We start from the raw sequence: 26,569 nt of genomic DNA, 5'->3' as shown, positions 1-26,569 counted from the left end.
GTTGCCTTGTCTATTCGCAATTACATTATTATCGCATTAATTGTAGGAATTATTGCCCAAATTCCACAACTTCAGCCAGTGCTAGTTTGGGATCGCCAAGCAATTCTAAATGGTGAAGTATGGCGGATCCTAACAGGAAATATCACCCATACCAATTGGATTCATCTTTCCATGAATGCTGGTGCATTTATTATTATCAGCTTTATTTTTCGAGCCCACTTTAATGCGACCCGCTATAGTTTATTAATCATCACGATTAGCCTGATTATTGGGCTAGGTCTTTTTGCGACTCATATCGGCTGGTACGCGGGCTTTTCAGGCGTATTACACGGCTTATTTGGTTGGGGAGCTATTCGTGATATTCAGACCAAAACTAAAGGTGGTTGGTTATTACTATTGGGATTAATCGCTAAGATAAGCTGGGAACAATGTTTTGGTGGCTCAGTTAGTTCAGCTGAACTAATTGGAGTACAAGTCGCAACGCAAGCACATTTAATTGGGGCTGTCTCAGGAGTAATTATTGCTCTTAGCATTACCCCTAAAAAAATAAACGCACTCTAATATGCAAAAAACGACAGGCTAAAGCCTGTCGTGATAGATAAAACCCAAACCATTAATGACTACAATTTAATTCTATTACGATTTTTATCCACCGTTGACGCCCCAATACCTTTCACTTTGGCAAGATCATCAACTGATACAAATTTGCCATACTTAGTTCTATATTGAATAATATTTTCTGCCTTGTCAGGTCCAATCCCTACCAATAAGTTATCAAGCTGCTCGGCATTAGCATCATTAATATTTACTATAATATCAATGCCTTTATGTTGGTCTGAATTTGCATAAACCGCAGGTGCTAACACTAGCGTACCGGCAACAACGATAGCTTTAAACAGCTGATATTTTACTGTCATTTTCATTCCCTTAATAATTAACTAGAGCACAAATGATATGCAACAACGAACCATTAATGACAGCAACCAAGACTATTTTAAGCAAAAAAAAAGACGAGCCGCACAAGACGGCTCGTCTTTTTACATTACCGTTTCAATTAATCTTTCGATGAGTCTTGCATTGGGTAGCTAATCTCTGCTGATTCACGCAATGTTTTCAACGTGGCAGCAAGATCTTCTTGAGCAAACATTTGCCCAATTTGCTCTTCAAACTGACTATTTACTTTATCGCCAGCCAACTTCATATTTACAACTTTATCCAGTGCAATGATTTCAACATTACCGTTGTTATCACGTGCCATACCGTAAGTTGCTTTACCTGCTGTTGGCTTAGGTAAGCTAAACGCTACATTTGAAATATTAGCGTCTGGGCCTGAACGATTAATTGTTTGTTCACCAGAGAAGCTTAAGCCATCTTTAGCGACAATATCGTCCTTACCTTTACGTAAGTCTGCAATAATCTCATCAGCTTTCGCTTGTGCTTGCTGCTCACCTTTTTGGCTAGCAACCATCGCATTTACTTTCGCTGTTACATCTTTAAATGGCAGTACTGCTTGTGCACGAGCATCATCAACACGTACAACAATTACATGTTCAGGACCTAACTCAATCACATCTGAGTTCATACCATCATCATGAACTTCTGGACTTTGCAGTGTCTCTTGAACTTGCTTATTCGCCAATACACCTTTTTCTGCTGCAGGTGTGATGTAATCAGTATGAACAATTTTTGCATTTACAGCTTTAGCTGCTGCATCTAACGAATCAGGTGATTCAAAAGCAACTTCTGCTAACTTACTTTTCAGCTTATAGAACTCATCTGCTGATTGTTGTTGCTGTAATTCGGCAACAATTTTTGCTTTCACATCAGCAAATGGTTGTACTTTTCCAGGTTTAATACCATCAAGTAAAATGATGTGGTAACCAAATGATGACTTCACTAGACCTGACATATCACCCGGTTTTGCAAGAGCAAAAGCTTCTTGTTCAAACGCTGGGTCCATCATACCTTTCGTGAACCATTCTAGTTTACCGCCATCTTTCGCACTGAATGTGTCGTCAGATGATTGCTTAGCAACTTCAGCAAAATTAGCGCCATTTTGTAGCTTCGCCAGTAATGCTTCTGCTTTAGCTTTCGCAGCTGCTGTATCGCCTTTCACTAATATATGGCTAACTTCACGCTCTTCTGCAGTGCTGAACTTAGCTTGATTATCTTTATAGTATGTTTCAGCAGCTTGCTCTGAGATTTTAATATCTTTGGTTAAGCCTTTACCTGATAGCTCAATGTAAGACACTTTGATTTGTGCAGGTCGAGTGAACAAGTTCGGATTTTGGTCGTAAAAATCTTGCGCTTCTTTATCTGTCACTTTCACTTTTTGAGTAAAATCAGCTAAATTCAGCGTTAAAGTACGTACAACACGTTGCTGTGATTCAAGTTTACGTAACTCGTCAGCTTCATCACTCAGTACAAAATCACTACCTTGTAATGCTGATAAGAACTGTTGACGCAGCATGTCTTTACGGATTGTTTCAGCAAACTGATCCGGTGTAAAGCCCGCACGGCGTAGTGCCATGTTGTATTGCTCGTTATTAAATACACCATCAACGGCAAATGCTGGCATCGCAAGAATTTCTTGTTTAACTTGGGCATCACTAACACTAAGGCCAAGCTTATCAGCACGTTGTTGAATCAGTTCATCATTGACCATACGATCTAATACACTTTGACGGAATTGCTTCACATAAGCAGGATCGCTCATCAAAGTTGAAAAGTAATCGCCCATACGCTGTTGCATACGGTTACGTTCATTTTGGTAAACTTGCTCAAACTGACGTTGGCTAATTTCTTTACCATTAATCTTTGCTGCAACTTGCTCATTACCACTCGCCAGATAACTGCCGACGCCAGCAAATACAAAAGATAAAATAATTAGGCTTAGAATAATCTTAACCCAGATGCTGTTAGCGCCTTCGCGCAATCGCTCCATCATAATCTGCCGTCTCTCCTACTGTTCGATCTGGCTCGGTTTCGAACTACTATCAAATTTATGCATAATGCTACCGGCATCACCATGATGACCGCACCATACTATTTACTACATGTTATATAACAACAACTGAATAGCTACTGCTATATCGATAACCAAGTCTTAATTAACCTAGTCTTATCAATATAGATAACCTGCGACCGATAAGCCACACACAGCACAGAGAATTGTTACATAAACTCAATTAAACAACATTATAATGAATATCACATTTAATATCCGTCATAATACGTTGTCTATCAGGCTCTTTTATAAGTAAAAAAAGCGCATCAACCGATGCGCCTTTATCGTACCGAAATAAGTATACTCTTTCCGGTAGCAATTTTTAAGCCATGCAAACATGACAAAACAATGGGCTTACACCCATTACTTTTAGTTTACAGAATCTTTAAGCGCTTTACCTGGCTTGAAACCAGGAACTTTTGCTGCTGCAATTTGAATCTCAGCACCTGTTTGTGGGTTACGGCCTGTACGTGCAGCACGCTCACGAACAGAGAAAGTACCAAAACCAACTAATGCAACCTGATCACCCTTTTGTAGGGTCTCAGTAACAGTTTCAATGAATGCATCAAGAGCACGGCCAGCAGAAGCTTTAGAAATATCAGCACTTTCTGCGATTTTATCAACTAGTTGAGTTTTGTTCACAATTAGATCCTCTTAATGAACCTTGATTACAACGCTATGTTTAGATAGATACGTCACGTAATAGTAATCAAATAGAAAAACATTATTGCCTTAATAGCCCACTATAAATGGCTATCAACGCTTAAAATCAGTTCGCATGATGCGGATTAGATGTACCTTATAGCCACACAAAAAAACGCTGACAAGGTTTTTAGCCTTGAAAGCGTTTTTTCTTTAACTAATTTTGCTATAGGTCACTATTTTGCGCATTGACTAACTCAATACCTGCTGGATTATTCTGCAATGCTATCGTTAGCACTTCATCAATCCAACGTACAGGTCGCACTTCCAAGTCAGCAATCACATTCTCTGGAATTTCTTCTAGATCACGCTCATTTTCTTTGGGAATTAACACCGTCTTAATACCACCACGGTGAGCTGCTAATAGCTTCTCTTTTAAGCCGCCAATCGGTAATACTTCACCACGTAATGTGATTTCACCTGTCATAGCAACATCAGCACGTACTGGATTTCCCGTTAAGCTAGATACCAAGGCAGTACACATTGCAATACCTGCACTTGGGCCATCTTTTGGCGTTGCACCTTCAGGAACGTGAACATGAATATCGCGTTTTTCGTAAAAATCGCTCGCAATGCCCAAACGTTCAGCACGACTACGTACTACTGTCATTGCCGCCTGAATAGACTCTTGCATCACATCGCCCAAAGAGCCAGTGTATGTCAGTTTACCCTTGCCTGGCATAGATTCAGTTTCGATAGTTAATAAATCACCACCGACTTCAGTCCACGCAAGACCGGTTACTTGACCAACACGGTTACTTTCATCAGCTTTACCATAATCGCAACGCTGTACACCTAAATAATCTTTAAGGTTATCTTGGCTAATAGAAACGTGCTTGATGTCTTTGTTCAATAAAATTTCTTTTACTGCTTTACGGCATAGCTTAGAAATTTCACGCTCAAGACTACGTACACCCGCTTCACGAGTGTAGTAACGAATAATGCCAATTAATGCTGAATCTTCAATCGTCAACTCGCTAGGCTTTAATCCATTACGCTGGATTTGCTTATCAAGTAAATGATTTTTAGCGATGTTCAGTTTTTCATCTTCGGTATAGCCAGAAAGACGAATAACTTCCATACGATCAAGCAATGGACCTGGAATATTCATTGAGTTCGACGTTGCCACAAACATCACATCAGATAAGTCATAATCAACTTCTAAGTAATGATCGTTAAACGAACTATTTTGCTCAGGGTCTAATACTTCCAATAATGCTGATGCTGGATCGCCACGCATATCGGAAGACATTTTATCAATTTCATCTAATAGGAATAGTGGGTTTTTCACTTCCACTTTTGCCATTTTCTGAATTAACTTACCTGGCATAGAACCAATGTAAGTACGACGATGACCACGAATTTCCGCTTCATCACGCACACCACCTAATGCCATGCGCACGTACTTACGTCCGGTTGCAGCAGCAATAGATTGACCTAGAGAGGTTTTACCCACACCAGGAGGACCCACAAGACAAAGGATTGGACCCTTAAGCTTATTAACTCGACTTTGAACGGCTAAATATTCAAGAATACGTTCTTTAACACGCTCTAAACCATAGTGATCAGCGTTAAGAATTTCTTCCGCTTTAGCGAGGTTCTTTTTAACTTTAGAGCGTTTATGCCAAGGCACACTTAGCATCCAATCAATGTAGCCACGAACTACCGTTGCTTCAGCTGACATCGGTGACATCATCTTCAGTTTCTGTAATTCTTGCTCGGTTTTCTCACGAGCTTCAGTAGGCATCTTAGATTCTTCAATCTTCAGCTTTAACGCTTCAAATTCATCAGGTGCATCATCAAGCTCACCCAGTTCTTTCTGGATAGCTTTCATTTGTTCGTTAAGATAGTACTCGCGCTGACTCTTCTCCATCTGCTTTTTAACGCGTCCACGGATACGTTTTTCAACTTGCAGTAGATCAATTTCAGATTCCATCATCGCCATCAAGAACTCTAATCGTTCTGTGATATCAACAATTTCTAGTACTTTTTGCTTATCGGCTAATTTCAGAGGCATGTGCGCTGCGATAGTATCTGCAAGGCGCGCTGCATCATCAATGCCATTAAGGGATGTTAATACTTCTGGTGGGATCTTTTTATTAAGTTTAATAAAGCCTTCAAACTGACTAATTGCAGTTCGAACTAAAACTTCCTGCTCACGCTCATCCATTGTTGGCGTAACCAAAAATTCAGCATTAGCAGTAAAAAACTCATCATCAGCAAGATCTTCAACTTTTGCTCGTTGCTGGCCTTCAACCAACACTTTTACCGTACCATCCGGTAATTTCAATAGTTGAAGAATCGTTGCAACAGTACCAACATCATAAAGATCAGTGATCGACGGTTCATCTGTGGAAGCTTCTTTTTGAGCAACCAGCAGGATCTGTTTATTGTTTTCCATTGCCGACTCAAGGCAACGAATTGATTTTTCCCGGCCCACAAACAATGGAATAACCATATGAGGGTATACCACTACATCACGTAGAGGTAGAACCGGGATCTCAAGGCGCTCAGAACGCTCCAGGTTCATATTCTTCTCTCTTCCTGTCCATACTAATCGTATTAAATAACCCAACTGGATACAGTACAGTTACTTAATACGATTAGAGTTAGCTTATATTGAGTATATGGGGGTGAAGCATCAAGTTTCAATGTATGAAATGTCAGAAAATAGAAAAGGAGGCAAAAGCCTCCCTTTTTTAGCTTTTATGTGCAGATATTAAGCACTTACTCAGCACTTGCCGCTTCTTGTGTTTCTGTATTTTCGAAAATCAGTAATGGTTCTGACTCACCGTTAATTACAGACTCATCAATAACAACTTTACTAATACCTTCTAGAGACGGAAGCTCATACATGGTATCAAGTAACACTGCTTCAACAATAGAACGTAGGCCACGAGCGCCTGTTTTACGATCCATTGCTTTTTTAGCAATTGCAATCAAAGCATCATCGCGGAATTCTAACTCAACGTTTTCAAGTGCTAGTAATGCTGCATACTGTTTAGTAAGGGCATTCTTAGGCTCACGTAGAATTTGAACTAGCGCTTCTTGATCAAGTTCACCAAGCGTTGCTGTAACAGGTAGACGACCGATGAATTCAGGAATTAAACCGTACTTCACCAAATCTTGTGGTTCAACTTTCTTAAACAAATCACTTAATGTATCTGTTTGGTCTTTTGAACGTACATCAGCAGCAAAACCGATGCCAGTACCTGTTGCTACACGTTGCTCAACAACTTTATCTAGACCGGCAAATGCACCACCACAGATAAATAGGATCTTAGAAGTATCAACTTGCAAGAACTCTTGTTGAGGATGCTTACGACCACCTTGTGGCGGAACAGAAGCAACAGTACCTTCGATCAGTTTCAGCAATGCCTGCTGAACACCTTCACCTGATACATCACGTGTAATTGATGGATTATCTGACTTACGTGAGATTTTATCGATCTCATCGATGTACACAATGCCGCGCTCGGCTTTGGCTACGTCATAATCACATTTTTGTAGCAGCTTTTGAATGATGTTTTCAACGTCTTCACCAACATAACCAGCTTCAGTTAAGGTGGTTGCATCAGCCATTGTAAACGGTACATCAAGCATACGCGCTAATGTCTCTGCTAATAATGTTTTACCACTACCAGTAGGACCAATAAGTAGGATATTACTCTTACCTAATTCAACGCCATCACTATTCTTGTCGCCATTACGTAGACGCTTATAGTGATTGTATACAGCAACAGCCAACACTTTTTTAGCGTGTGATTGGCCGATGACATAATCATCTAAGTTGTTACGAATTTGTTGTGGAGTAGGCAGCTCGTCGCTATCGCTTTTCGTCATCACTTCTTTGATTTCTTCGCGAATAATGTCGTTGCATAAATCAACGCACTCATCACAAATATAAACAGAAGGACCGGCGATTAGCTTGCGAACTTCATGCTGACTTTTGCCACAGAAAGAGCAGTAAAGTAGCTTGCTACTACTTCCCTCTTTTCGCTTATCTGTCATTCGCTAACCTCTTTATTGGGGTATCCCATCATTGTCTTGTCTTGAGTGTATAACAAGTCGACTTATTTTGCTTTACTAAACCCGCATCGCGAATTGCAAAATAAAACTGTTTTAGTCGCGCTTACTCAATACCGCATCAACAAGACCATACTCTACTGCCTGATCTGCAGACATAAAGTTATCACGATCTGTATCACGCTCAACAATTTCTAATGGTTGGCCAGTATGTTCAGCCAGTAACCCATTTAAACGTTGTTTAATTGTTAAAATTTCTTGTGCATGGATTTGAATATCCGATGCTTGGCCCTGGAAGCCACCAAGAGGTTGGTGAATCATAACGCGTGAATTAGGTAGACAGTAACGTTTACCCTTAGCGCCGCCAGCCAATAGGAATGCACCCATTGAACATGCTTGACCCATACATACTGTACTTACATTTGGTTTAATGAACTGCATGGTGTCATAAATTGACATACCTGCAGTTACAGAACCGCCTGGAGAGTTAATGTAAAGGAAGATGTCTTTGTCTGGGTTCTCAGACTCCAAAAATAGCAACTGGGCTACAACTAAGTTAGCCATATGATCTTCAACCTGACCGGTTAAAAAGATCACGCGCTCTTTTAGGAGACGGGAATAAATATCGTAAGAACGCTCACCACGAGAAGTCTGCTCGACCACCATAGGTACCAGCGCATCCATAATCGGTGACATGCCGTTTTGTGCTTGGTAGCTCATAATCTTATTTCCCTAAAATAAATGGCCCGAATGAAAGTATTCACACGGACCATTGTTAGCAGAAGACTTGAGAGAATGTCAAATCTCTACAGTAATTTCAGTAAATTAAGCAGCAGGATTCATTAGATCGTTGAAGCTAACTTCTTTATCTGAAACCTGAGCTTTAGCTAGAAGTGCGTCAATTGCTTGCTCTTCTAGAGCAACGTTGCGCATATTATTCATTAGCTGCTCGTTGCTTTCGTAGTATTTAACTACTTCTGTTGGATCTTCGTATGCAGAAGCCATTTCAGCGATGATTGCGTTAACACGCTCTTCGTCTGCTTTTAGCTCTTCTGCTTTAATTACTTCACCAACTAGTAGGCCAACAACTACACGACGCTTAGCTTGCTCTTCGAACAATTCACGTGGTAGTTCAGGCATGTTCTTAGCATCGCCGCCAAAACGTTGTGCAGCTTGCTTACGTAGTGCTTCGATTTCTTGATCGATAAGCGCTGTAGGAACTGCGATATCGTTCTGCTCAACAAGACCGTTAAGAACTTGATCTTTGATGCGACCTTTAACAGCTTGCTTAAGCTCACGTTCCATGTTCTTACGAACTTCAGTCTTAAGACCTTCAACAGAACCGTCTTCAACGCCGAACTTAGCAACGAACTCTTCAGTTAGTTCAGGTAGCTGTTGTGCTTCAACTTTATGAAGAGTGATAGCAAACGCTGCAGATTTACCTTTTAGGTTTTCTGCGTGGTATTCTTCAGGGAAAGTTACTTCTACAGTAAACTCGTCGCCTGCTTTATGACCAACAACGCCTTCTTCGAAACCAGGGATCATACGACCTTGGCCCATAGCAAGTGCGAAACCTTCAGCTTTACCGCCTTCGAATTCTTCGCCATCGATAGTACCAACGAAATCGATAGTTACACGGCTATCTGCTTCAGCTGCTGCTTCAACATCAGTCCAAGTTGCTTGCTGCTTGCGTAGTGTATCTAGCATGCCGTCAACGTCAGCATCAGTTACAGTTACAACTGGCTTCTCAACAACAACTTTATCTAGACCCGCTAGTTCGATCTCAGGGAAAACTTCAAAAGAAGCTTTAAACACTAAATCTTTACCTTCAGCAATTTCTACTGGAGTGAAAGTTGGTGCGCCTGCTGGATTGATCTGCTCTTTAACGATAGCTTCGATAAAATGACGGTGCATTACTTCACCTAGGATGTCTTGACGTACAGAAGCGCCAAACATTTTAGCAACCATCTTCATTGGTGCTTTACCTGGGCGGAAACCGTCGAAACGACGAGTTTTAGCAATTTTACGTAGTTCAGCAGCAACTGCATCTTCGATGTTTGCAGCAGGAACTGTAATAGTTAGGTGGCGTTCTAGACCTTCAGTGGTTTCAACGGTAACTTGCATTATATTTAACCTCAAAACTTAACTCAGCGTTTTCTGAGTGGTGTTGCCGAACAGCCATTTACTGACGGTGGCATCCTTTCGTGTTACAGCTCGAAAACCATAACGCCTAAATTCTTTCTTAAAGAGTCTGATACGTAGAGTACCTACTTATCAGAGCGCGCTATTATAACGGCACGCAAGCGCGGCGTCGAGGTAGATACCTTACAACGCGAACAATCTCTTTAATAACTGCATTACAAGATAGGGCCTAGAAATATCATTTCAAGGGGAAAAATGAAAAAAATCGCCTTTAGACGTTTTTTTTTAGTTTAAATGTTGGAAAAACGAGCTAATTAGAAAAATTTTCAGCAGTCGTGTATTAGAAAAATGGGCTTGGAATAATAGTAATAGTAGAAAAAGGGAGTTTTATTAATTAGGAAAATTACAGCAAGAGAAAGGAAAAGATGGTACGCCCTGCAGGATTCGAACCTGCGACCACATCCTTAGAAGGGACGTGCTCTATCCAGCTGAGCTAAGGGCGCATCATGGTGTAACTGAGGTTATGAGGCAAGATTATACGTAGCTATAAGGTAAGGTCAATCCCTTTACTTCATTTTTCATGCTTCAAACAACTGACTGGTTAAAGATACAACAAAAAATACATTTTTAAGGATATTTTTAAGATAAACAAAGGCTCAGTACGACTATTTAACCTAATTACTACCACTGTATTTTTATCGTTGAGCGCCACTTAGGTCGCCAAGTCATAGCAATGCCATAACATAAAATAAAATAGCAATCGTTTGCTTAATAGCTATTCCATTTATAATCTGCCACAATATTGGCGTTGATACGTTCAACCAACACAACAAGGATCACCATGAGCGCTCAAATTATTGATGGGAAAATCATCTCCCAAACTGTACGACAGGAAGTTGCCGCGAGAGTAAAAGCTCGCACCGATGCCGGATTACGCGCACCTGGATTAGCTGTTGTTCTTGTAGGTCAGGATCCAGCCTCGCAGATCTACGTTGGTAGTAAACGCAAAGCGTGTGAAGAAGTTGGCTTTATTTCAAAATCATTTGATCTACCAAGCTCTGCATCTGAACAGCAACTACTCGATTTAATTGATGAACTAAATCAAGATCCGACCATGGATGGCATTTTAGTTCAATTACCATTACCTGCGGGTATGGACTGTACGCGTATTCTTGAACGCATCGATCCAGAAAAAGATGTTGATGGCTTTCATCCTTACAATGTCGGTCGCCTTAGCCAGCGTATTCCCAAGTTACGTTCATGTACACCTAAAGGCATTATTACGCTACTTGAGCGATATAATATTGAAGTACGTGGTAAACATGCGGTTATTGTTGGTGCGTCAAATATTGTCGGACGTCCGATGACACTCGAGTTATTATTAGCTGGGGCAACGACAACAACCTGCCACCGCTTCACACAAGATCTTGAGGGTCATATTCGCCAAGCTGATATTTTAGTGGTTGCCGTTGGCAAACCTAATTTTATTCCAGGAAGCTGGATTAAAGAGGGAGCGACTGTTATTGATGTGGGCATTAACCGTCTTGAAAATGGCAAATTATGCGGAGATGTTGAATTTGACGTGGCTTGTCAGCGCGCAAAATATATAACGCCAGTACCTGGAGGCGTTGGGCCAATGACAGTAGCCAGTTTAATTGAAAATACCTTGCTTGCCTGTGAGCAATACCATTCAGCATAAACCAAACGTATATAATTAATAAATACCGTTAATGAAAATTCAAAAGCGAGTAATGGCATACTCGCTTTTTTATTGAACTAAGCTTTATTTTTAACTAAATCTGTATTCTCAACACTGACCTTCACTTGTTTACCAAGCAAATTAATCAGCATAAATGAACGTTTTTCGCCATCAGGCTCCTGATAAATAGCATCAAGACCTTTAAATTCACCTTGTTCTAAGATTAATTTATCACCTTGCTGAGGTAATGACTCAAACATATGATCATATGAGTTATTAGCTTCATTGGTCATCAAATTATAGATAAGTTCTTCACTAACAATTTGCGGCATCGCTCCCTGACGAATAAAGTCAGCCACTCCGCGAGTTGAACGCACAGTCGTAAAGCTCAATTGTTCAGGATCAAACGTCACAAAAACATAGCTAGGAAATAACGGCTCATAGCATTCACAACGTTTGCCGCGCACAATTTTTTCGACTACGACCTGAGGGTAATAACATTCGGCCCCTTGACGATCAAGATTGATCACTGCGCGCTCTTGTTCACTACGCTTACAATAAAGTAAATACCAATCTTTCATCATCGACCCCAATAAAATCTTACCTTTAGTTAGTATATACAAAATTAACCGTGATTTATATCTTTGCCTAACCGCTCTATTTTTAATACTGAGATCTATTTTTATATTCTACAGTTATAGGTTTTAGCAATACTATTGACCAATATACTGCTTAGAATTTGTAACATGTATGAATATTCTCAAGGAGTGATATAAGCAACTAACATGAACTTCAAGAACAATATAAAAAACCAAATAAGAGCTAATAAATAGTGTAAGATATACTACAGAGTGATGAAATTTGATTTTTCATAATTGATCAAAAAAAACACAAACTCTTACTTATCAGTTGTTTATAATGTTTTATCATTGTTTGTTAAATGTAAAAACTTGCAGTTAAATATATTGTGCTTTATAAACCTACATGAATGAGCAAACACACAAATTAAAATAAAATAGAGAATCCTATGAGTCATAATAGTAGTGGTACCCTTCTGGGCCACCCAAAAGGCTTGTTCCTTTTATTTGGAACTGAGCTATGGGAACGCTTTTCTTATTACGCGATGCGAGCTATCTTGGTTTTATATTTAACAGATAAAACCATTAACGGCGGCCTCGGCTGGACCACAGAAGAAGCACTTAACTTATACGGTATCTACACTGGCTTAGTTTACTTTACTCCTCTTATTGGTGGTTGGATTGCCGACAACATTTTAGGTCAACGTCGCTCAATTATTATTGGTGGCGTATTAATGGCTATAGGTCAATTTACGCTAGCCTTGCCTCACAGTGTCGTTGATCCACATGCTGTTAGTGCTTTTTATATCGGTTTAGCCTTCCTTATTGTAGGTAACGGTCTATTTAAACCAAACATTTCAACCATGGTAGGAGACTTATACCCAGACGGTGATAATCGTCGTGACGGTGCATTCACTATTTTCTACATGGGTATTAATATCGGTTCATTACTTGCGGGTGTTATCGCGGGAACAGCATCAGCAGTTTATGGCTGGAAAGCAGGTTTCCTATGTGCCGGTGTTGGCATGTTAATGAGCTTACTTATCCAAGTATTCTTCGCCCAACGTTATTTAGGTGATATTGGTACTGTACCTGCTGCTGTGCGTGATGCGGAAAACAATGCCAGCGGTAAGAAAGAACCATTAACTAAAATTGAGCGTGATCGCTTAAAAGTAATTTTAGTAATGTGTACTTTTGTTATCGTATTCTGGGCAGGCTTTGAGCAAGCCGGTGGCCTAATGAATATTTACTCTCAAGAATATACCAACCGCATGATCGGTAATTTTGAAGTACCAGCAGCATGGTTCCAATCTTTGAACCCATTCTTCATTATTATCTGTGCACCAATTTTGGCAGCACTTTGGGTTCGTATGGGTAAAAGTGAGCCTAACTCACCGGTTAAATTTGCTTTAGCGATGTTCTCTCTTGCACTTGGTTTTGCTTGTATGATCGGTGCCGCTTTAGAACAAAACGGCGATGTAACAGTGAAAACATCAATGATGTGGCTGGTCGGTGCCTACTTCTTCCATACTATTGGTGAGCTATGCTTATCACCTATTGGTCTATCGATGGTAACCAAATTAGCGCCGCTACGCCTAGCGTCACTAATGATGGGTGCATGGTTCGGTGCCAACGCTATTGCAAACTACATTGCAGGTGTTGTTGGTGCAAGTATTGGTGAAGCTGGTCCATTAGCTATCTTCTCAGGTATTGCCATTACTGCAGTTATCGCGGGTGTATTACTACTGTTGTTCTCAAACAAATTAATTTCGTGGATGCACGGTGCTGAAGGCGCTGTCGATAACAATGATAGTGATACCAAACCACAACCAGCAAACGCTTAATTGTGGCTTAAAATAAACGAAGGGGATGCAGTGTATGCATCCCCTTTTTATCTCTCTCGTCTTAATATAATACTTATATCACTGTTTCAAAATTAACACTAAAATTAGCATGATTGATATCACTGAGTGATAACCGCCCACCATCATCAGACATAGGTAAAATGACTAATGGGTTATTACATGCATCATCACCAAGCCATTGCCCTGCGGTTATCATTGCACATTGCTCACTAACTTGTAGTTTACCGCCAATACCAGCAGCAATCAGATGTAGTTGCCTCTCTGCAAGATTAAATACCCCAAATAGCCCCTTCACTGGGGTGGCATAGCCTGAATACTTTAAACCTAATTCTATTTGCGCCACTAAATGTTGAACACTGCTTAAGTAATTGCCTTGGCGACGTAAAAAGTCATTAAAACATGCTCTGATCAATAATGCTGTTGCAGTACTATTTTCGCCACCAGAGCTAGTATCAACCATATAGAATGCTAATTGGCCATCGATTAACCAGATGTAATCAAAGATAACCGGTGACATATCTGCCGACTGTAAAGCACGGTAGCTGAGTTTCCAACGCCCGCAACGTGATTGGAGATCTGGCATTAACCCCATCAATAACTCGCGTGCGGCTTGAGGGTCATTTTTTAATTCTGAAATGTGCCATTGTAGCTCTTCTTCGACTAAGCCTGAATCATCACCGTCCGTTACCCATCGCTGAGAAAAGTCTTGTTGTTTCTGCTGAGCACTATCTTGCATTTTTAGCACTGATACAATCGCAGATTTAAGCGTCATAATGTTATCAATTGGCTTAATTAAGAAGTCTTTAACACCTAAGCGTAATGCTTGAGCGACATCAGTCATGTTTCCAGTGCCAGAAATGACAATCACAGGGATCATTGGATACTGTAAGGCAACCTCTTCAACAAACTCCATTCCCGTCATGATCGGCATCGCCAAATCACATAGTAATAAATCTGGAATATCGTCTTTTAAGGCTTTTAATCCAGCCAAGCCATCTTCCGCCTCTCTCACCTGACAACCTTGGCTATTTAAAAAGCCAACAATCATGGTTCGGAACACAGGATCATCTTCTACGATAAGTATATTTTTCCCTGCAAGCAAAAGTCTCTCCTTTTCATAACTACGTCTATGAGTGTATAAGCTAAAATTAGCAAGACCAACTCTAGATCACCAAACTTTGTTGTCACAAGGTGATTTAAAGCTGTGGCACCACTAAGCATAGATAAATAATGACAGCTAATAATTCTTTTCTAGGTAATATCAAAAAATCTGTTCTATAAATATAGACGAGTTCAAACTCTTCTAATATTTATAGAGAAATAGAGCCTAGCTCAATAAATATTAGGCCTAACATATTTTTATTTTAAATTCATAACAAAAAGGGGTGATTTTGACTCGTTTTGTTATACAATTACCCATTATCAGTTTTCACAAATGACTTTGATATGAAACTTGACGATCTAAACCTATTCCGCATGGTTGTGGAAAATGGTAGTTATACTGCCGCATCACGAAAAACGCAGGTACCTGTTGCAACGCTAACACGTCGTATCCAGGCACTCGAAGAAGGCCTTAACATTCGCCTTTTAAATCGTCATGCTCGTAAACTGTCTCTGACTGAAGCCGGTCAGAAGTTTTATCAGGATTGCGCGCCGTTATTACAGCAGCTACTTGATACGACTGAACACATCAGTGAAGAGTGTAAAGGCGCTGCAGGTAAATTGCGTATTGCTGCACCGACAAACATTACTAAAGTAATGTTACAGCCGTTGCTAACTGCATTTATGCAAGAACACCCTGCAATTAGCATTCAGTTGTACATGAGCAATGAACCCGATCAACTTGATCCAACAGATTGGGACGTTATGTTCCGTGTTGGCCCTCAACGAGATTCAACACTTATTGCACGTCGTATTAATGAAGTAAAAGATATTTTGGTCGCAAGCCCTGATTATCTAAAGAAAAACCCAGAACCTAAGCATGCTCAGGATCTACATGAACATACGCTATTAAAAGGTAATCCACTTTTACGCTGGCGTTTAACCAATCAAAATGGCGAAACAGTTACGATTAATGAACGCGCCCGTTTTGAAGCTAGCGAACTTAATGTAATTCGTAAAGCATGTACCGCTGGTCTTGGTATCACATTAATGCCCAATGTAATGTTAGAAAAATACATTGCAGCAGGTGACGTGGTACAAGTGCTTAAAAATTGGTCGGCAAACCCGCGTGATGTATATTTGATTTACAACCACCGTGATTACCAACCAGAAAAACTACGTCTATTTATTGATTTTGCAAGTCATTACTTTGATCTTGAAAAACACTAATTAGTTTAGAACAAAAACAGAGAAAAATGCCGCCAAATAAATTAGGAGCGGCATTTTCATTTATCCTCGCTACAACTTACCTTATTCAGTCAAACCTCTCATCACAGTAACTCACATGACTTTAGCCCACCGATAAACTGCCCTTTTAATACACCACCCAAGCTAACGAACGTCATGCTATCCATTATCGATACCAATAAAAAAGCGGCAGGTATCAACCTATCGCTTTAGTCGTTAATTAGTCAGTCCTTGCAATTACATCCCTTCGTTATACAACTCAAGGTTAGCTAAATCTTGCTGTAATTCCACCTGTAACTTTGAATCTTCATTGCGTAATGCATCGAGGTAATCGAGATATTGTTGATCAACATCACCAGTAACATAATTACCATTGAACACCGAGGTTTCAAATAAGGTTATATCAGGGTTACCTTCAGCAACCGCTGCCACCAAATCAGTCAGATCTTGGAAAATCAGACCATCGGCACCAATCAATTTGCCAATTTCATCCACTTCACGGCCATGAGCAATCAACTCATTAGCACTTGGCATATCAATGCCATACACATTAGGGAAGCGAACCTCAGGAGCAGCAGAAGCTAAGTAGACTTTATTTGCGCCAGCATCACGTGCCATCTCAATAATTTGCTCAGAGGTAGTACCACGGACAATAGAATCATCCACCAGCAATACATTCTTGCCTTTAAATTCAGAACGAATCGCATTCAATTTGCGGCGAACTGATTTACGGCGCATTTGCTGACCGGGCATGATAAAAGTACGGCCAACATAACGGTTCTTAACAAAACCTTGGCGATAAGGCTTATTTAGCGTACGTGCAATTTCAAGTGCACTATCGCATGAGGTTTCAGGAATCGGGATCACCACATCAATATCAATATCAGCCCACTCACGCTTGATCTTTTCACCAAGTTTTGTGCCCATCGCTAAACGTGCGCCATAAACCGAGACTTTATCAATAAATGAATCTGGGCGTGCAAAGTATACAAATTCAAATATACATGGATTTAGCTGTGGATTAAGGGCGCATTGCTGAGTGTAAAGCTCACCATCAAAGGTAATATAAACCGCTTCACCAGGTAATACATCGCGCATAAAGTCGAAACCAACAGCATCTAATGCCACAGATTCTGACGCTACCATGTATTCGATTTTGCCGTTTTCTTCACGTTTACCTAAACATAATGGACGAATGCCATTAGGATCACGGAAAGCAATTAGACCGTGGCCAATCACCAAAGCAACGACAGCATAAGCACCTTTAACAATGTTATGTACTTCGCTAACCGCTTTGAAAATATCGTTAGGACTGATTGGATAACTTTGACTATGTGCAAGTTGGTTAGCAAGCACATTCAATAAAACTTCCGAATCAGAGGTAGTATTTACATGACGCTTTGTTTGTTCAAATAAGGTTTCTCGAATATCAGCCGCATTGGTTAAATTACCGTTATGCGCTAAAGAAATACCGTAAGGAGAGTTAACATAAAACGGCTGGGCTTCTGAAACACTTGAGCTTCCTGCCGTTGGGTAACGTACATGTCCAATACCCACATTACCCTGTAAGCGCTGCATATGTTTAGCTTCAAAGACATCACGTACTAAACCATTCGCTTTACGCAGACGGAAACGATTGCTTTCTAAGGTGCAAATACCAGCGGCATCTTGGCCGCGATGCTGTAACACTGTAAGTGCATCATAGATAGACTGGTTTACCGGGGTTGAGCCCACGATTCCAACAATACCACACATTTCCTAAGTCCTCGTCCTGCATAAAATAACAGCTGCTAACGTCACTATTATGAACAATAACGCTAGCAACCGCGGTTAATCTTGCACTATTTAATGCTATGTAAAAAACTAGAGCTCTCTTTGATGTATTCGAAGAACCATTCTATTACAGCACCAAATTGAGGTATCAACTCAGACTTCTTCCACCATTCTGAGTCCGACAAACCCGTAAAGGTATCAATAAAGAACAATACCGCAGCAACAATAAGCACGCCACGAACCGCACCAAAAACAACTCCTAAAACACGATCTGTACCAGACAAACCGGTCTTCTGCACTAATTGACCAATAACGTAGTTTACTACTGCGCCAACAATCAATGTCGCTACAAACAGTACTGCGATAGCACTACCATTACGTAACATTTTGTCATTAAAATTGGTAAAATAAACCGCCAATTCCGTATAAAAGTTACTAGCAATAAAAAATGCTGTGAACCAAATCACTAATGACAGTGCTTCTTTAACAAAACCACGGACCAAACTTACCATTGCTGAGAAGCAGATCACGCCCAGTATTACATAATCAATCCAGATCATTTTTGTTATTGCTCGTTTTGTTGATGGGTATTCTAACAGAAAAAATTCTAACGCAAACGTTTACCTAAGGATTTATTGCATCAAATCGGTTCAATTTGCCGTTTAAGCCAGTAATTTTTTTCAATTCTGCAATTTGCCCCGTTAGCTTATCTTTTGATACATCAGGCCCAACAACAACCTTTACGTATTGACCAGGTTTAGCATTACGTGGAATTAATTGTGCCTGATAACCGTTCAATCGTAATTTTGCGACTAACGCATTAGCATTATCGAAATTCCCAAAAGTCCCCATTTTAATTACCCATGCTGAACTTGTTGTTGCTGGCACTGGTTTTTTAACCGCAGGCGTTGGTACATTTGGTTTTACCACCGGTTGAGCAACTACAGGTTTTGCAGCAACGGGGTGGGGTTTAACAACAGGCTCAGCCGTTGCACTATGATCAGCTTCAATAGTGTATGTTTCATCACCCGTTGATGTTGATGCTTGGCTATCTGTCGTCGCCGTCACAGGCTCTTTAGGTAACACAACGTCGGCATTTTCAGGTTCAGGAATTGTTTTAGCTTCACTTTGTCCGTCCATCTTTGGCTGCAACGGAATACTCGCAAACTCTTCCTTATAATGTTCTTTCTTACCATCGAAAAAATCGGGTAGAAAAATCACCCCTATCGCGACTAAAATAATGGTTCCAATTAGTCGGTTTTGAAATTGACTAGCCACAATGACTCCTGTTGATATCTAAAACGAAAACGGCACAATATGTGCTCTGTTTAACGTTCTACAGCTTTAAATGAGTGGTTATTTGGCCAACAGTGTAAAACGAGCCAAACACGATTACCACATCGTCAGCACTTGCTTGTGTTAAGGCTTGGTCAAAAGCTAATTCCGGACTATCAAAACCACTGCAACCTGTTGGTAAATGCAGCAATATCTCTGCAGCAACAGCAGCACGCGGGCCTTGTAGCGAAGCCGGATACCAACAATCAACACTATCACGCATCGCAGCAACGGTTGCTGCGATATCTTTATCATGCAGCATTGCCACCACGGCATGGACTTTGTTTTTCCCTTCTTGGGCTTTTATTTTGGCAAGCTGAGTCGCAAAATATTGAGCTGAATGTGGATTATGTGCCACATCCATAATAATTAATGGTTGCTCACTCACTCGTTGCATTCGCCCCGGTAAGCGTGCATTACGCAGACCTTCAACAATGTCTTTATCACTAATATCAAGCTCAGCAACAGATAATGCCATCAATGCAGTTGCAGCATTTGGTAACGGTAAGCTCGGCAAAGGTAAATCACTCAGCGCAAAGGCACCTGCTTGCCAATGCCAGCAGTCAGCCTCTACTTGATAATCAAACTGATAACCGACTTGATAAAGCTCGGCACCAATATCATCGGCATGCGCTGGTACAGTCGCTGGCGGGTGTGGTTGACCACAAATGGCTGGTTTACCACTACGGAAAATCCCTGCCTTCTCATAGCCAATAACATCGATGTTATCGCCTAACCAGTCAACATGATCAATGGCTAAACTGGTGATAACACACACATCATGATCAACTATATTCGTCGCATCTAAACGTCCGCCTAAACCGACCTCTAATACCACCACATCAACCTGATGCTGCTTAAACAATGTCAACGCAGCTAAGGTGCCGAATTCAAATAGACTTAAACTGGTTTCACCACGAGCAACTTCCACACTTGCGAAAGCACCACAGTGCTCACTATCATCAAGTTCTTGGTTATTAATGCGTACTCGCTCGTTATAACGTACTAAATGAGGAGAACTATACACACCCACTTTATAGCCAGCAGCCAATAAAATAGCTTCAAGCATGGCGCAGGTCGAGCCTTTACCATTTGTGCCCGCTACCGTAATAACACATGGCGCAGGTTTAAGCAGATCTGCTTGTTCAGCCACCAGCCGAACCCGATCGAGTCCTAAATCAATAGCACTAGTATGGAGTTGTTCAAGATATTTCAGCCATGTTGAAAGCGCGGCTGTCGCTTGCGGAGAGGTCAATCCTGACATTAAAAATCATTCACTTGTAGTAACAAACTGAATCATTAATTTACCACTGAATGACCAATAACTTAATCATCAAGCACAATAAATTCGTGATTCGGTCTAGAAAACAAAAAATGCCACCCTAATTAAATCAATTAGAATGGCATTTATTAACATTAATCGTAGTAACTACCACCGGTAAATACACTCGATTAAAGATTACGTTTTTAGTCTAGCTTTGCTGCTTCAGGTTGTGGCTCTACTTCAGGCTTACTATCAACAGAAACAACCAATGGTGATGCTTGGTTGGTCATTTTTGCCATTAAACCAGCAATACGTTGACGCATTTCACGACGATCAACAATCATGTCAATCGCACCGTGTTCAAGTAAAAACTCACTACGCTGGAAACCTTCTGGTAGTTTCTCACGCACAGTTTGTTCAATAACACGTTGACCAGCAAAACCGATAAGTGCTTTTGGCTCACCGATATTAATATCACCAAGCATTGCGAGTGATGCCGATACACCACCCATAGTTGGATCCGTCAGTACAGAGAAGAACGGCAAACCTTTAGCAGATAAACGCTCTAAAGCAGCACTGGTTTTCGCCATTTGCATTAGTGACATTAATGCTTCTTGCATACGGGCACCGCCACTAGCAGAGAAACAAATCAGTGGGCAGTTATTCTCAATCGCAGAGTCAACCGCACGCACAAATTTAGCGCCAACAACTGACCCCATAGAGCCGCCCATAAAAGAGAATTCAAAGGCGCAGGCAACGACAGGCAGACCAAGCAGCTCACCATTCATAGCAATTAAGGCATCTTTCTCACCGGTTGCTTTTTGGGCTGCGTATAAACGATCTTTATATTTCTTAGAGTCGCGGAATTTAAGCTTGTCTTGTGGCTCTAGCTCAGCGGCAATTTCCACTTGCGTACCAGCATCAAGAAATGTTTCAAGACGACGACGTGCTTTCATACGCATGTGGTGGTCACATTTAGGACAAACTTCAAGATTGCGTTCGAGATCTGCGTGATACAGTACCTGATCACAGGACGTACATTTCGTCCATACACCTTCAGGAATAGATACCTTACGCGAAGATACGATGTTACTTTTTGTTAGAATCTTTTCAAGCCAGCTCATGAATGACCTTTCTTTTTTATTCTTCCGCCAATAGACCGAAGAGACAAATTCATTAAATATTATTTAAGATTAAAACATAATCTTATTAATCTGTAGATAAAAAACTGGTATTACCTTTGTCAGTCATTAGGGTGTTTTTAAACAAAAATACCAGTACACGTTAAAAACAGTCATAATCGCGATCATTTAAACGTAAGTTTTTACCTGTACAAAAAAAATGACTTACAAAAATAATGGACCAAGTACCGAACGAGGCAAATTATGTTCCGCAGGATAATCAACATCAACTAAATAAAGACCCGCAGATTTTGCTGTTGGACCAGCAATACGACGATCTTTTTGCTCAAGTACCCACTTAATCCAATCAGGTTGCTTTTCACCTTTACCAACTTTAATCAGGCTACCTGCAATATTACGCACCATATGGTGTACAAATGCATTGGCCTTAATATCAATCACAACAAAGTCACCTTTACGAGTAACCGTTAAATGCTCAAGACGACGCCATGGACTCCGTGATTGACATTGGGTTGCACGAAATGAAGTATAGTCGTGTTCACCAATTAAATGTTGAGCGGCTTCATGCATTTTTTGCTCATCAAGGTGACCATGGTAATGGCTAACACCATGTTGAAAAATAGCCGGACGCACCGCATGATTGTAAATCACATAACGGTAACGACGCGCTGTTGCTGAAAAACGCGCATGAAAATCTTCACTCACTTCATGTGCCCAACGTACAGCAATATCTTTAGGAAGATAGGCATTTACACCCATTGTCCATGCTGCCATTTTACGCTCAATATCAACATCGAAGTGAACCACTTGTCCTGTACCGTGAACCCCTGTATCGGTACGTCCGGCACAAAAAACAGCAATGGGTTTATTCGCAATATGTGACAGTGCTTTTTCTAAGCGTTCTTGAACACTATCTACATCTACTTGACGTTGCCAACCACAATATTTAGCACCATCGTACTCGATACCTAAAGCTATTCGCATAATCTCACTTCGACTTAATTCAGCATAGACACACAGGCGATGTTATTAAAGCGCCTGTTCAAAACAGAGGGGAAGTATAGGGGATGGCGCAACAAAGGGGAAGAGGAGGGATTTCGAGGAGCGAGGAAAAGCAGTGCGAGGGGCGAGAAAAAACGGGGCGAGTTTCGAGATTATTAGTGTCGAGACAGCCTAATATACGTCATCTCAGAAGTTGAGGCACGAAGCTATCCGTGATCTACTCAACGCGTGATTGAGCCTTAAAGAAGCCAGTGACTCCACAACGCGCGAATAGTAGATTCCCTATCGCCCTCGCGGGCATTCACTGTAGGGAATGACGGGAGTTGGATACAAAAAAGCGACAGGCTTTCACCCATCGCTTCTTATTTATACTGTGAACTCTCAAAGCACGAAATCTCGCTACTCGAAACCCCGCCTCTAGAAACTTCCCTATTTCTGCGCTTTAAACTTCTCAAGTAAGGCCTTTGCTTCAGCTTGGGTCTCACCCTCACCTTTTAAGGCTATATCCTGCAGTAAGTCGACTGCGCCGCCAATGTCATTCATTTCAAGGTACGCTTTAGCCAAATCCAATTGGCCTGCATATTCACCAGCACTATCAACATCAAATTGACGAATATTAGCAAACATATCAGGGAATTCCTTTAAACCAACATCAAGGTTTAATGGCTTCTCATCAGGATCTTCTTGATGATAATTAGGATCATCGGCTAATAACTCATCGATACTAATGTAAGTCGATGATGTCGTCGTTGCCGCTTTAACATCAGCTTGTGCAAGATCCGGTTGTTTAGACCAATCTTCCTGCTCAAGTTCAGGCTCTGCAACGACTCCTCGCCATACCGCCGCTTCATCTTCTGCTAATACATCTTCGTTATCAGCAATAGAACTATCATCGGCTGTTGAAGCTAATAACTGCTCACGCTCATCATTATTAAGACCACGTTGAGGCGTTACTGTTGTTGGTTGTGAGTCATCAAACAGTAATGCATCCATATCTAAGCCCGCAGAATCAACCCGATCTTGCTCAGCTTCTGGGGAACGATCAACCGTGGTAATACCCGGAGACGATGGTTGCGGTTTAAGACCTTGTTCAATGGCGTATTGCTCTAACTCATGCTGCTCTTCAAATGATGCAAATAAAGCTTCATCTTCATCAAACTCAGGTAAAGCTCTGACATCAATATTATCAAACGCATATTCTAAATGACGCGCTGTATCAAACGGCGAGTAATCAGGCTCAACATTGGCACTCGCATTATCAACCGCTGCTGGCTGACGTTGCTCTGCTGCTTGGGCCGCTTGTTGTAATTGACGAGTAACATTATCAATCGCAACTTGCTCATCAATTTCTGAACGCTCATCCATCTGTTCTAAGGGTGATGCTTGCGGATCATCCAATGCTGAATTTTCATCAAACTCAGGCAAATCATCAAGGCTTAAAGGCTTATCATGGACCGCATCCGCTGCTGGTAGAGCTGACATTTCATCGTCATAATGATCAAATGCTGCTTGCTCATCAAACTCAGGCAGGTCATCAACACTAAAGGTTGTCGGTGCCTGATCATCAGCCATTAGCTCATCCAATAACGCAGTACTATTTTCGTCCAGCTTAATATCAGAGGTTGTTGCTAAATTATCATTTTCATCCGCAAGCAATTCATCTAATAAATCAGTACTATTTTCAGCTAATTCAATCTCGCTACCCAATGCGTTATCGGCATCATCTGCGACTAAATCATCTAATAATTCAGTACTATCTTCAGCAAATAATGATTCATCATCATTCGTATCTGTTTGAGTCGTCGCAGGCGTTATCTCAGGTAAGTCATGATTAAACTGAGAAAACAATTCATCAAGTTCATCTTGAGAGTTTACGTTGCTATCCTCTAACGTCGGCTCAGTAACCTTTTCCTGATCAGAAGTCTCTGAGGTTGATGCTTGAGCTTGTTGTAGGATCTCATCTAATAGCGCTTGGTCAGATAACTGTGTTTCAGCATCTTTGTCATTTTCTGTTGTTGCTGTTGCTGAAGGAGTCGCTTCATCATATTCAGACAAGTCAAAATTAGCTTTATCTTCTTCGCTAAGAGATTTTTCCCACAACGCCGCTAATGCTTCATCAGCACTTGGCTCAGCTTTTGTGTCAAGCTCATCTAACGCACGCTCCATGTCCTCAAGACCGATAGCATCATCGTGAGTGACCGAAATAGTGCTAAGACTATTATCAAAGCTGCTATCATCAAAATCAGTATCAGACAATGTCACTAACGCATTATGCTCATTACTCTGTGGTGATTTATCTTCTTCAACGGCAGAGTTAAGCTTTGGGTCTTGATTTTTATCTGTCGATTTAAGCTGATCTATATCCGCAAACAAATCATCGTCTGCAAATAAATCATCAAGATCGTCATCATGTTCACTACCCACCAAGTCAACTGGCGGCGTAACAGTGACATTATTATCATCATCAGCCACAGGAGCTGGTAACGATTGTGGTTCAGGATCATTTTTCTTACGGCGGAACAGTAGTAGTGCTAATAATGCGGCAATTAAACCACCAGGAATAATACCTGCCGCAGCTAATGCCCACGGATTATTGGTTAGACGTTCCAACCATGTTTCAGGAACAGGGTCTGCAACTTGCTTTTGTTGTTCTAAAAACGACACCATTTGTTGACGAATGCTATCACTTTCAGTGACTTGATTTTTCAATGCAGCCATATCTTGCTGCATCTCAGATAACCGTAACCGTAAAGCATGGTTACTTTCTACCAATGCATTCATCTTTACATGAGTAACATCAACCTGTGGCTGTACTGGTTTCGCTGGAATAATTGTATTGTTATCACCATCAACCACCTCTGCTGATAGCGCTTTTTTTACTGCCGCCGCTACTGCTGTTGGTGCCGTTGCAGGCTCAATAGTCGCTGCAACATCAGTATTTGATGTTTCTGTAGGCGCGACATCAGCCGCTGGTGTGTTTTTAGTCGCTGGTGATGATTCTGTTGCTGTTGGCTGTGGCGAGGTTTTTTTTGCCTCTATCGGAGCAGCAGCCGTTGTTGCCTGTTGCTCAGCCAACCGTCGTTTTTCTAATTCAGTCGCATAAGGAGCACGTAATTGATCAGCCGCTAATTTTCGACTAACAGCGCTAATACGTTGCTGCTCAATTTGATCCATTGTCGGCAGTTTTAAATAACTTCCAGGCAATAGTGAGTGAATATTATTATTTTCAAAGGCATCATGGTTGAGATTATAAATAGCACCTATGACTTTAAAAATAGACACATTTTTATTGGGTAAATGACGAGACGCAATAGCCCACAACGTTTCGCTTTCATACGTCGGGCCATAGCTACGTGCCATCAATGATGATGTCGAAAACTGTTTTGTAGGTACGTTCAACTGGCTCGTGGCTGGCTCTCGATTAAGCGTCACGTACGAGCTGTCTTCATTCGCTGGGCCGACGATACGTATAGTATTTGCATGCACTACCGGTAAGTAGGAAGAAATAGTAACGAAAGCCACCGGAAGTACCATACGTTTTAGTATTTTTGGGATGTCAGACACTGCCTACATTCCTCTTTGGCAGAGATAAAATTGCCCGAAATCGTCGCATCGCAACAATTTCGAAATAATAACTTCTTTGTTATAACGACTAATATAAGCAAAGCTTGAATGGTTATATTCA

At 41.0% G+C, this 26,569-nt stretch carries 20 protein-coding genes and 1 tRNA gene; 4 read left to right on the top strand and 17 right to left on the bottom strand.

Translation table 11 applies throughout. The features are described from left to right. The first annotated feature begins 6 nt into the window (after positions 1-6). The gene (gene rrtA, locus PPBDW_RS04675; protein ID WP_054261985.1) at positions 7-561 is read left to right on the top strand and encodes a rhombosortase; all 555 of its coding nucleotides are present in this window, start codon (positions 7-9) and stop codon (positions 559-561) included. Between the two features lie 59 nt (positions 562-620). Here rrtA and PPBDW_RS04670 read toward each other — a convergent pair whose 3' ends face one another. From PPBDW_RS04670 to PPBDW_RS04635, 8 genes are all read right to left on the bottom strand, one after another. Then, the gene (locus PPBDW_RS04670; protein ID WP_107174176.1) at positions 621-917 is read right to left on the bottom strand and encodes a ComEA family DNA-binding protein; all 297 of its coding nucleotides are present in this window, start codon (positions 915-917) and stop codon (positions 621-623) included. A gap of 137 nt (positions 918-1,054) precedes the next feature. Continuing rightward, the gene (gene ppiD, locus PPBDW_RS04665) at positions 1,055-2,947 is read right to left on the bottom strand and encodes a peptidylprolyl isomerase (RefSeq protein WP_036793700.1); all 1,893 of its coding nucleotides are present in this window, start codon (positions 2,945-2,947) and stop codon (positions 1,055-1,057) included. Between the two features lie 429 nt (positions 2,948-3,376). Then, a complete protein-coding gene (gene hupB, locus PPBDW_RS04660; RefSeq protein WP_036793698.1) occupies positions 3,377-3,649 on the bottom strand; it encodes a nucleoid-associated protein HU-beta in 273 nt (90 codons plus the stop codon). 226 nt (positions 3,650-3,875) lie between these two features. Then, the gene (gene lon, locus PPBDW_RS04655; RefSeq protein WP_036793695.1) at positions 3,876-6,239 is read right to left on the bottom strand and encodes an endopeptidase La; all 2,364 of its coding nucleotides are present in this window, start codon (positions 6,237-6,239) and stop codon (positions 3,876-3,878) included. 197 nt (positions 6,240-6,436) lie between these two features. After that, complete coding sequence (gene clpX, locus PPBDW_RS04650; RefSeq protein ID WP_036793693.1) at positions 6,437-7,720, bottom strand: ATP-dependent protease ATP-binding subunit ClpX; 1,284 nt, start codon at positions 7,718-7,720, stop codon at positions 6,437-6,439. Between the two features lie 111 nt (positions 7,721-7,831). Next, a complete protein-coding gene (gene clpP / locus PPBDW_RS04645; RefSeq protein ID WP_036793692.1) occupies positions 7,832-8,455 on the bottom strand; it encodes an ATP-dependent Clp endopeptidase proteolytic subunit ClpP in 624 nt (207 codons plus the stop codon). A 105-nt stretch (positions 8,456-8,560) separates the two neighbouring features. Then, positions 8,561-9,859 carry a trigger factor gene (gene tig, locus PPBDW_RS04640; protein WP_036793690.1) on the bottom strand — a complete coding sequence of 433 codons (1,299 nt, stop codon included), beginning with the start codon at positions 9,857-9,859 and terminating at the stop codon, positions 8,561-8,563. A 444-nt stretch (positions 9,860-10,303) separates the two neighbouring features. Further along, positions 10,304-10,380, bottom strand: a tRNA-Arg gene (locus tag PPBDW_RS04635). A 338-nt stretch (positions 10,381-10,718) separates the two neighbouring features. On the opposite strand from PPBDW_RS04635, the gene folD reads away from it, so the two are divergent. Next, the gene (folD, locus tag PPBDW_RS04630; protein WP_036793689.1) at positions 10,719-11,576 is read left to right on the top strand and encodes a bifunctional methylenetetrahydrofolate dehydrogenase/methenyltetrahydrofolate cyclohydrolase FolD; all 858 of its coding nucleotides are present in this window, start codon (positions 10,719-10,721) and stop codon (positions 11,574-11,576) included. A gap of 77 nt (positions 11,577-11,653) precedes the next feature. Here folD and rfaH read toward each other — a convergent pair whose 3' ends face one another. Beyond that, positions 11,654-12,157: a transcription/translation regulatory transformer protein RfaH gene (rfaH, locus tag PPBDW_RS04625; RefSeq protein WP_036793688.1), complete on the bottom strand. Its 504-nt coding sequence runs from the start codon at positions 12,155-12,157 to the stop codon at positions 11,654-11,656. A 446-nt stretch (positions 12,158-12,603) separates the two neighbouring features. Here rfaH and PPBDW_RS04620 point away from each other — a divergent pair, with 446 nt between their 5' ends. Beyond that, a complete protein-coding gene (locus PPBDW_RS04620; RefSeq protein ID WP_036793687.1) occupies positions 12,604-13,998 on the top strand; it encodes a peptide MFS transporter in 1,395 nt (464 codons plus the stop codon). A gap of 73 nt (positions 13,999-14,071) precedes the next feature. On the opposite strand, the gene PPBDW_RS04615 is transcribed toward PPBDW_RS04620, so the two are convergent. After that, complete coding sequence (locus PPBDW_RS04615; RefSeq protein ID WP_036793686.1) at positions 14,072-15,121, bottom strand: response regulator; 1,050 nt, start codon at positions 15,119-15,121, stop codon at positions 14,072-14,074. Positions 15,122-15,465: 344 nt separating this feature from the next. Between PPBDW_RS04615 and PPBDW_RS04610 the strand changes: the two genes are divergently transcribed. Next, positions 15,466-16,350, top strand: coding sequence for a LysR family transcriptional regulator (locus tag PPBDW_RS04610; protein ID WP_036793685.1), 885 nt, complete (start codon positions 15,466-15,468; stop codon positions 16,348-16,350). Positions 16,351-16,605: 255 nt separating this feature from the next. On the opposite strand, the gene purF is transcribed toward PPBDW_RS04610, so the two are convergent. The 7 genes from purF to PPBDW_RS04575 all read right to left on the bottom strand — a co-directional run bounded on the left by purF (position 16,606) and on the right by PPBDW_RS04575 (position 26,448). Beyond that, on the bottom strand, positions 16,606-18,123 hold the full coding sequence (gene purF / locus PPBDW_RS04605) for an amidophosphoribosyltransferase (protein WP_036793684.1): 1,518 nt from the start codon (positions 18,121-18,123) through the stop codon (positions 16,606-16,608). Positions 18,124-18,209: 86 nt separating this feature from the next. Continuing rightward, a complete protein-coding gene (gene cvpA, locus PPBDW_RS04600) occupies positions 18,210-18,701 on the bottom strand; it encodes a colicin V production protein (protein WP_036793683.1) in 492 nt (163 codons plus the stop codon). 64 nt (positions 18,702-18,765) lie between these two features. Then, positions 18,766-19,419 carry a cell division protein DedD gene (gene dedD / locus PPBDW_RS04595; protein WP_036793682.1) on the bottom strand — a complete coding sequence of 218 codons (654 nt, stop codon included), beginning with the start codon at positions 19,417-19,419 and terminating at the stop codon, positions 18,766-18,768. A 58-nt stretch (positions 19,420-19,477) separates the two neighbouring features. Continuing rightward, on the bottom strand, positions 19,478-20,740 hold the full coding sequence (gene folC, locus PPBDW_RS04590; RefSeq protein WP_036793681.1) for a bifunctional tetrahydrofolate synthase/dihydrofolate synthase: 1,263 nt from the start codon (positions 20,738-20,740) through the stop codon (positions 19,478-19,480). Positions 20,741-20,943: 203 nt separating this feature from the next. Then, the gene (accD, locus tag PPBDW_RS04585; RefSeq protein WP_036793680.1) at positions 20,944-21,864 is read right to left on the bottom strand and encodes an acetyl-CoA carboxylase, carboxyltransferase subunit beta; all 921 of its coding nucleotides are present in this window, start codon (positions 21,862-21,864) and stop codon (positions 20,944-20,946) included. A 222-nt stretch (positions 21,865-22,086) separates the two neighbouring features. After that, positions 22,087-22,866 carry a tRNA pseudouridine(38-40) synthase TruA gene (truA, locus tag PPBDW_RS04580; RefSeq protein ID WP_036793679.1) on the bottom strand — a complete coding sequence of 260 codons (780 nt, stop codon included), beginning with the start codon at positions 22,864-22,866 and terminating at the stop codon, positions 22,087-22,089. 447 nt (positions 22,867-23,313) lie between these two features. Beyond that, complete coding sequence (locus PPBDW_RS04575) at positions 23,314-26,448, bottom strand: FimV/HubP family polar landmark protein (protein WP_036793678.1); 3,135 nt, start codon at positions 26,446-26,448, stop codon at positions 23,314-23,316. Positions 26,449-26,569 lie beyond the last annotated feature (121 nt).

It is taken from the genome of Photobacterium kishitanii, from assembly GCF_000613045.3.
Classification (GTDB): Bacteria; Pseudomonadota; Gammaproteobacteria; order Enterobacterales; family Vibrionaceae; genus Photobacterium; species Photobacterium kishitanii.
This window is presented reverse-complemented; position numbering and strand designations above follow the sequence as displayed.

What these genes read in the sequence shown, in the direction of transcription:
- truA (WP_036793679.1), bottom strand. Translation starts at nt 22,866, where the DNA reads ATGCGAATAGCTTTAGGTATCGAGTACGATGGTGCTAAATATTGTGGT.
- clpP (WP_036793692.1), bottom strand. Translation starts at nt 8,455, where the DNA reads ATGAGCTACCAAGCACAAAACGGCATGTCACCGATTATGGATGCGCTG.
- clpX (WP_036793693.1), bottom strand. Translation starts at nt 7,720, where the DNA reads ATGACAGATAAGCGAAAAGAGGGAAGTAGTAGCAAGCTACTTTACTGC.
- folD (WP_036793689.1), top strand. Translation starts at nt 10,719, where the DNA reads ATGAGCGCTCAAATTATTGATGGGAAAATCATCTCCCAAACTGTACGA.
- folC (WP_036793681.1), bottom strand. Translation starts at nt 20,740, where the DNA reads ATGTCAGGATTGACCTCTCCGCAAGCGACAGCCGCGCTTTCAACATGG.
- ppiD (WP_036793700.1), bottom strand. Translation starts at nt 2,947, where the DNA reads ATGATGGAGCGATTGCGCGAAGGCGCTAACAGCATCTGGGTTAAGATT.
- tig (WP_036793690.1), bottom strand. Translation starts at nt 9,859, where the DNA reads ATGCAAGTTACCGTTGAAACCACTGAAGGTCTAGAACGCCACCTAACT.
- rfaH (WP_036793688.1), bottom strand. Translation starts at nt 12,157, where the DNA reads ATGAAAGATTGGTATTTACTTTATTGTAAGCGTAGTGAACAAGAGCGC.
- accD (WP_036793680.1), bottom strand. Translation starts at nt 21,864, where the DNA reads ATGAGCTGGCTTGAAAAGATTCTAACAAAAAGTAACATCGTATCTTCG.
- PPBDW_RS04670 (WP_107174176.1), bottom strand. Translation starts at nt 917, where the DNA reads ATGACAGTAAAATATCAGCTGTTTAAAGCTATCGTTGTTGCCGGTACG.
- PPBDW_RS04620 (WP_036793687.1), top strand. Translation starts at nt 12,604, where the DNA reads ATGAGTCATAATAGTAGTGGTACCCTTCTGGGCCACCCAAAAGGCTTG.
- lon (WP_036793695.1), bottom strand. Translation starts at nt 6,239, where the DNA reads ATGAACCTGGAGCGTTCTGAGCGCCTTGAGATCCCGGTTCTACCTCTA.
- cvpA (WP_036793683.1), bottom strand. Translation starts at nt 18,701, where the DNA reads ATGATCTGGATTGATTATGTAATACTGGGCGTGATCTGCTTCTCAGCA.
- purF (WP_036793684.1), bottom strand. Translation starts at nt 18,123, where the DNA reads ATGTGTGGTATTGTTGGAATCGTGGGCTCAACCCCGGTAAACCAGTCT.
- PPBDW_RS04610 (WP_036793685.1), top strand. Translation starts at nt 15,466, where the DNA reads ATGAAACTTGACGATCTAAACCTATTCCGCATGGTTGTGGAAAATGGT.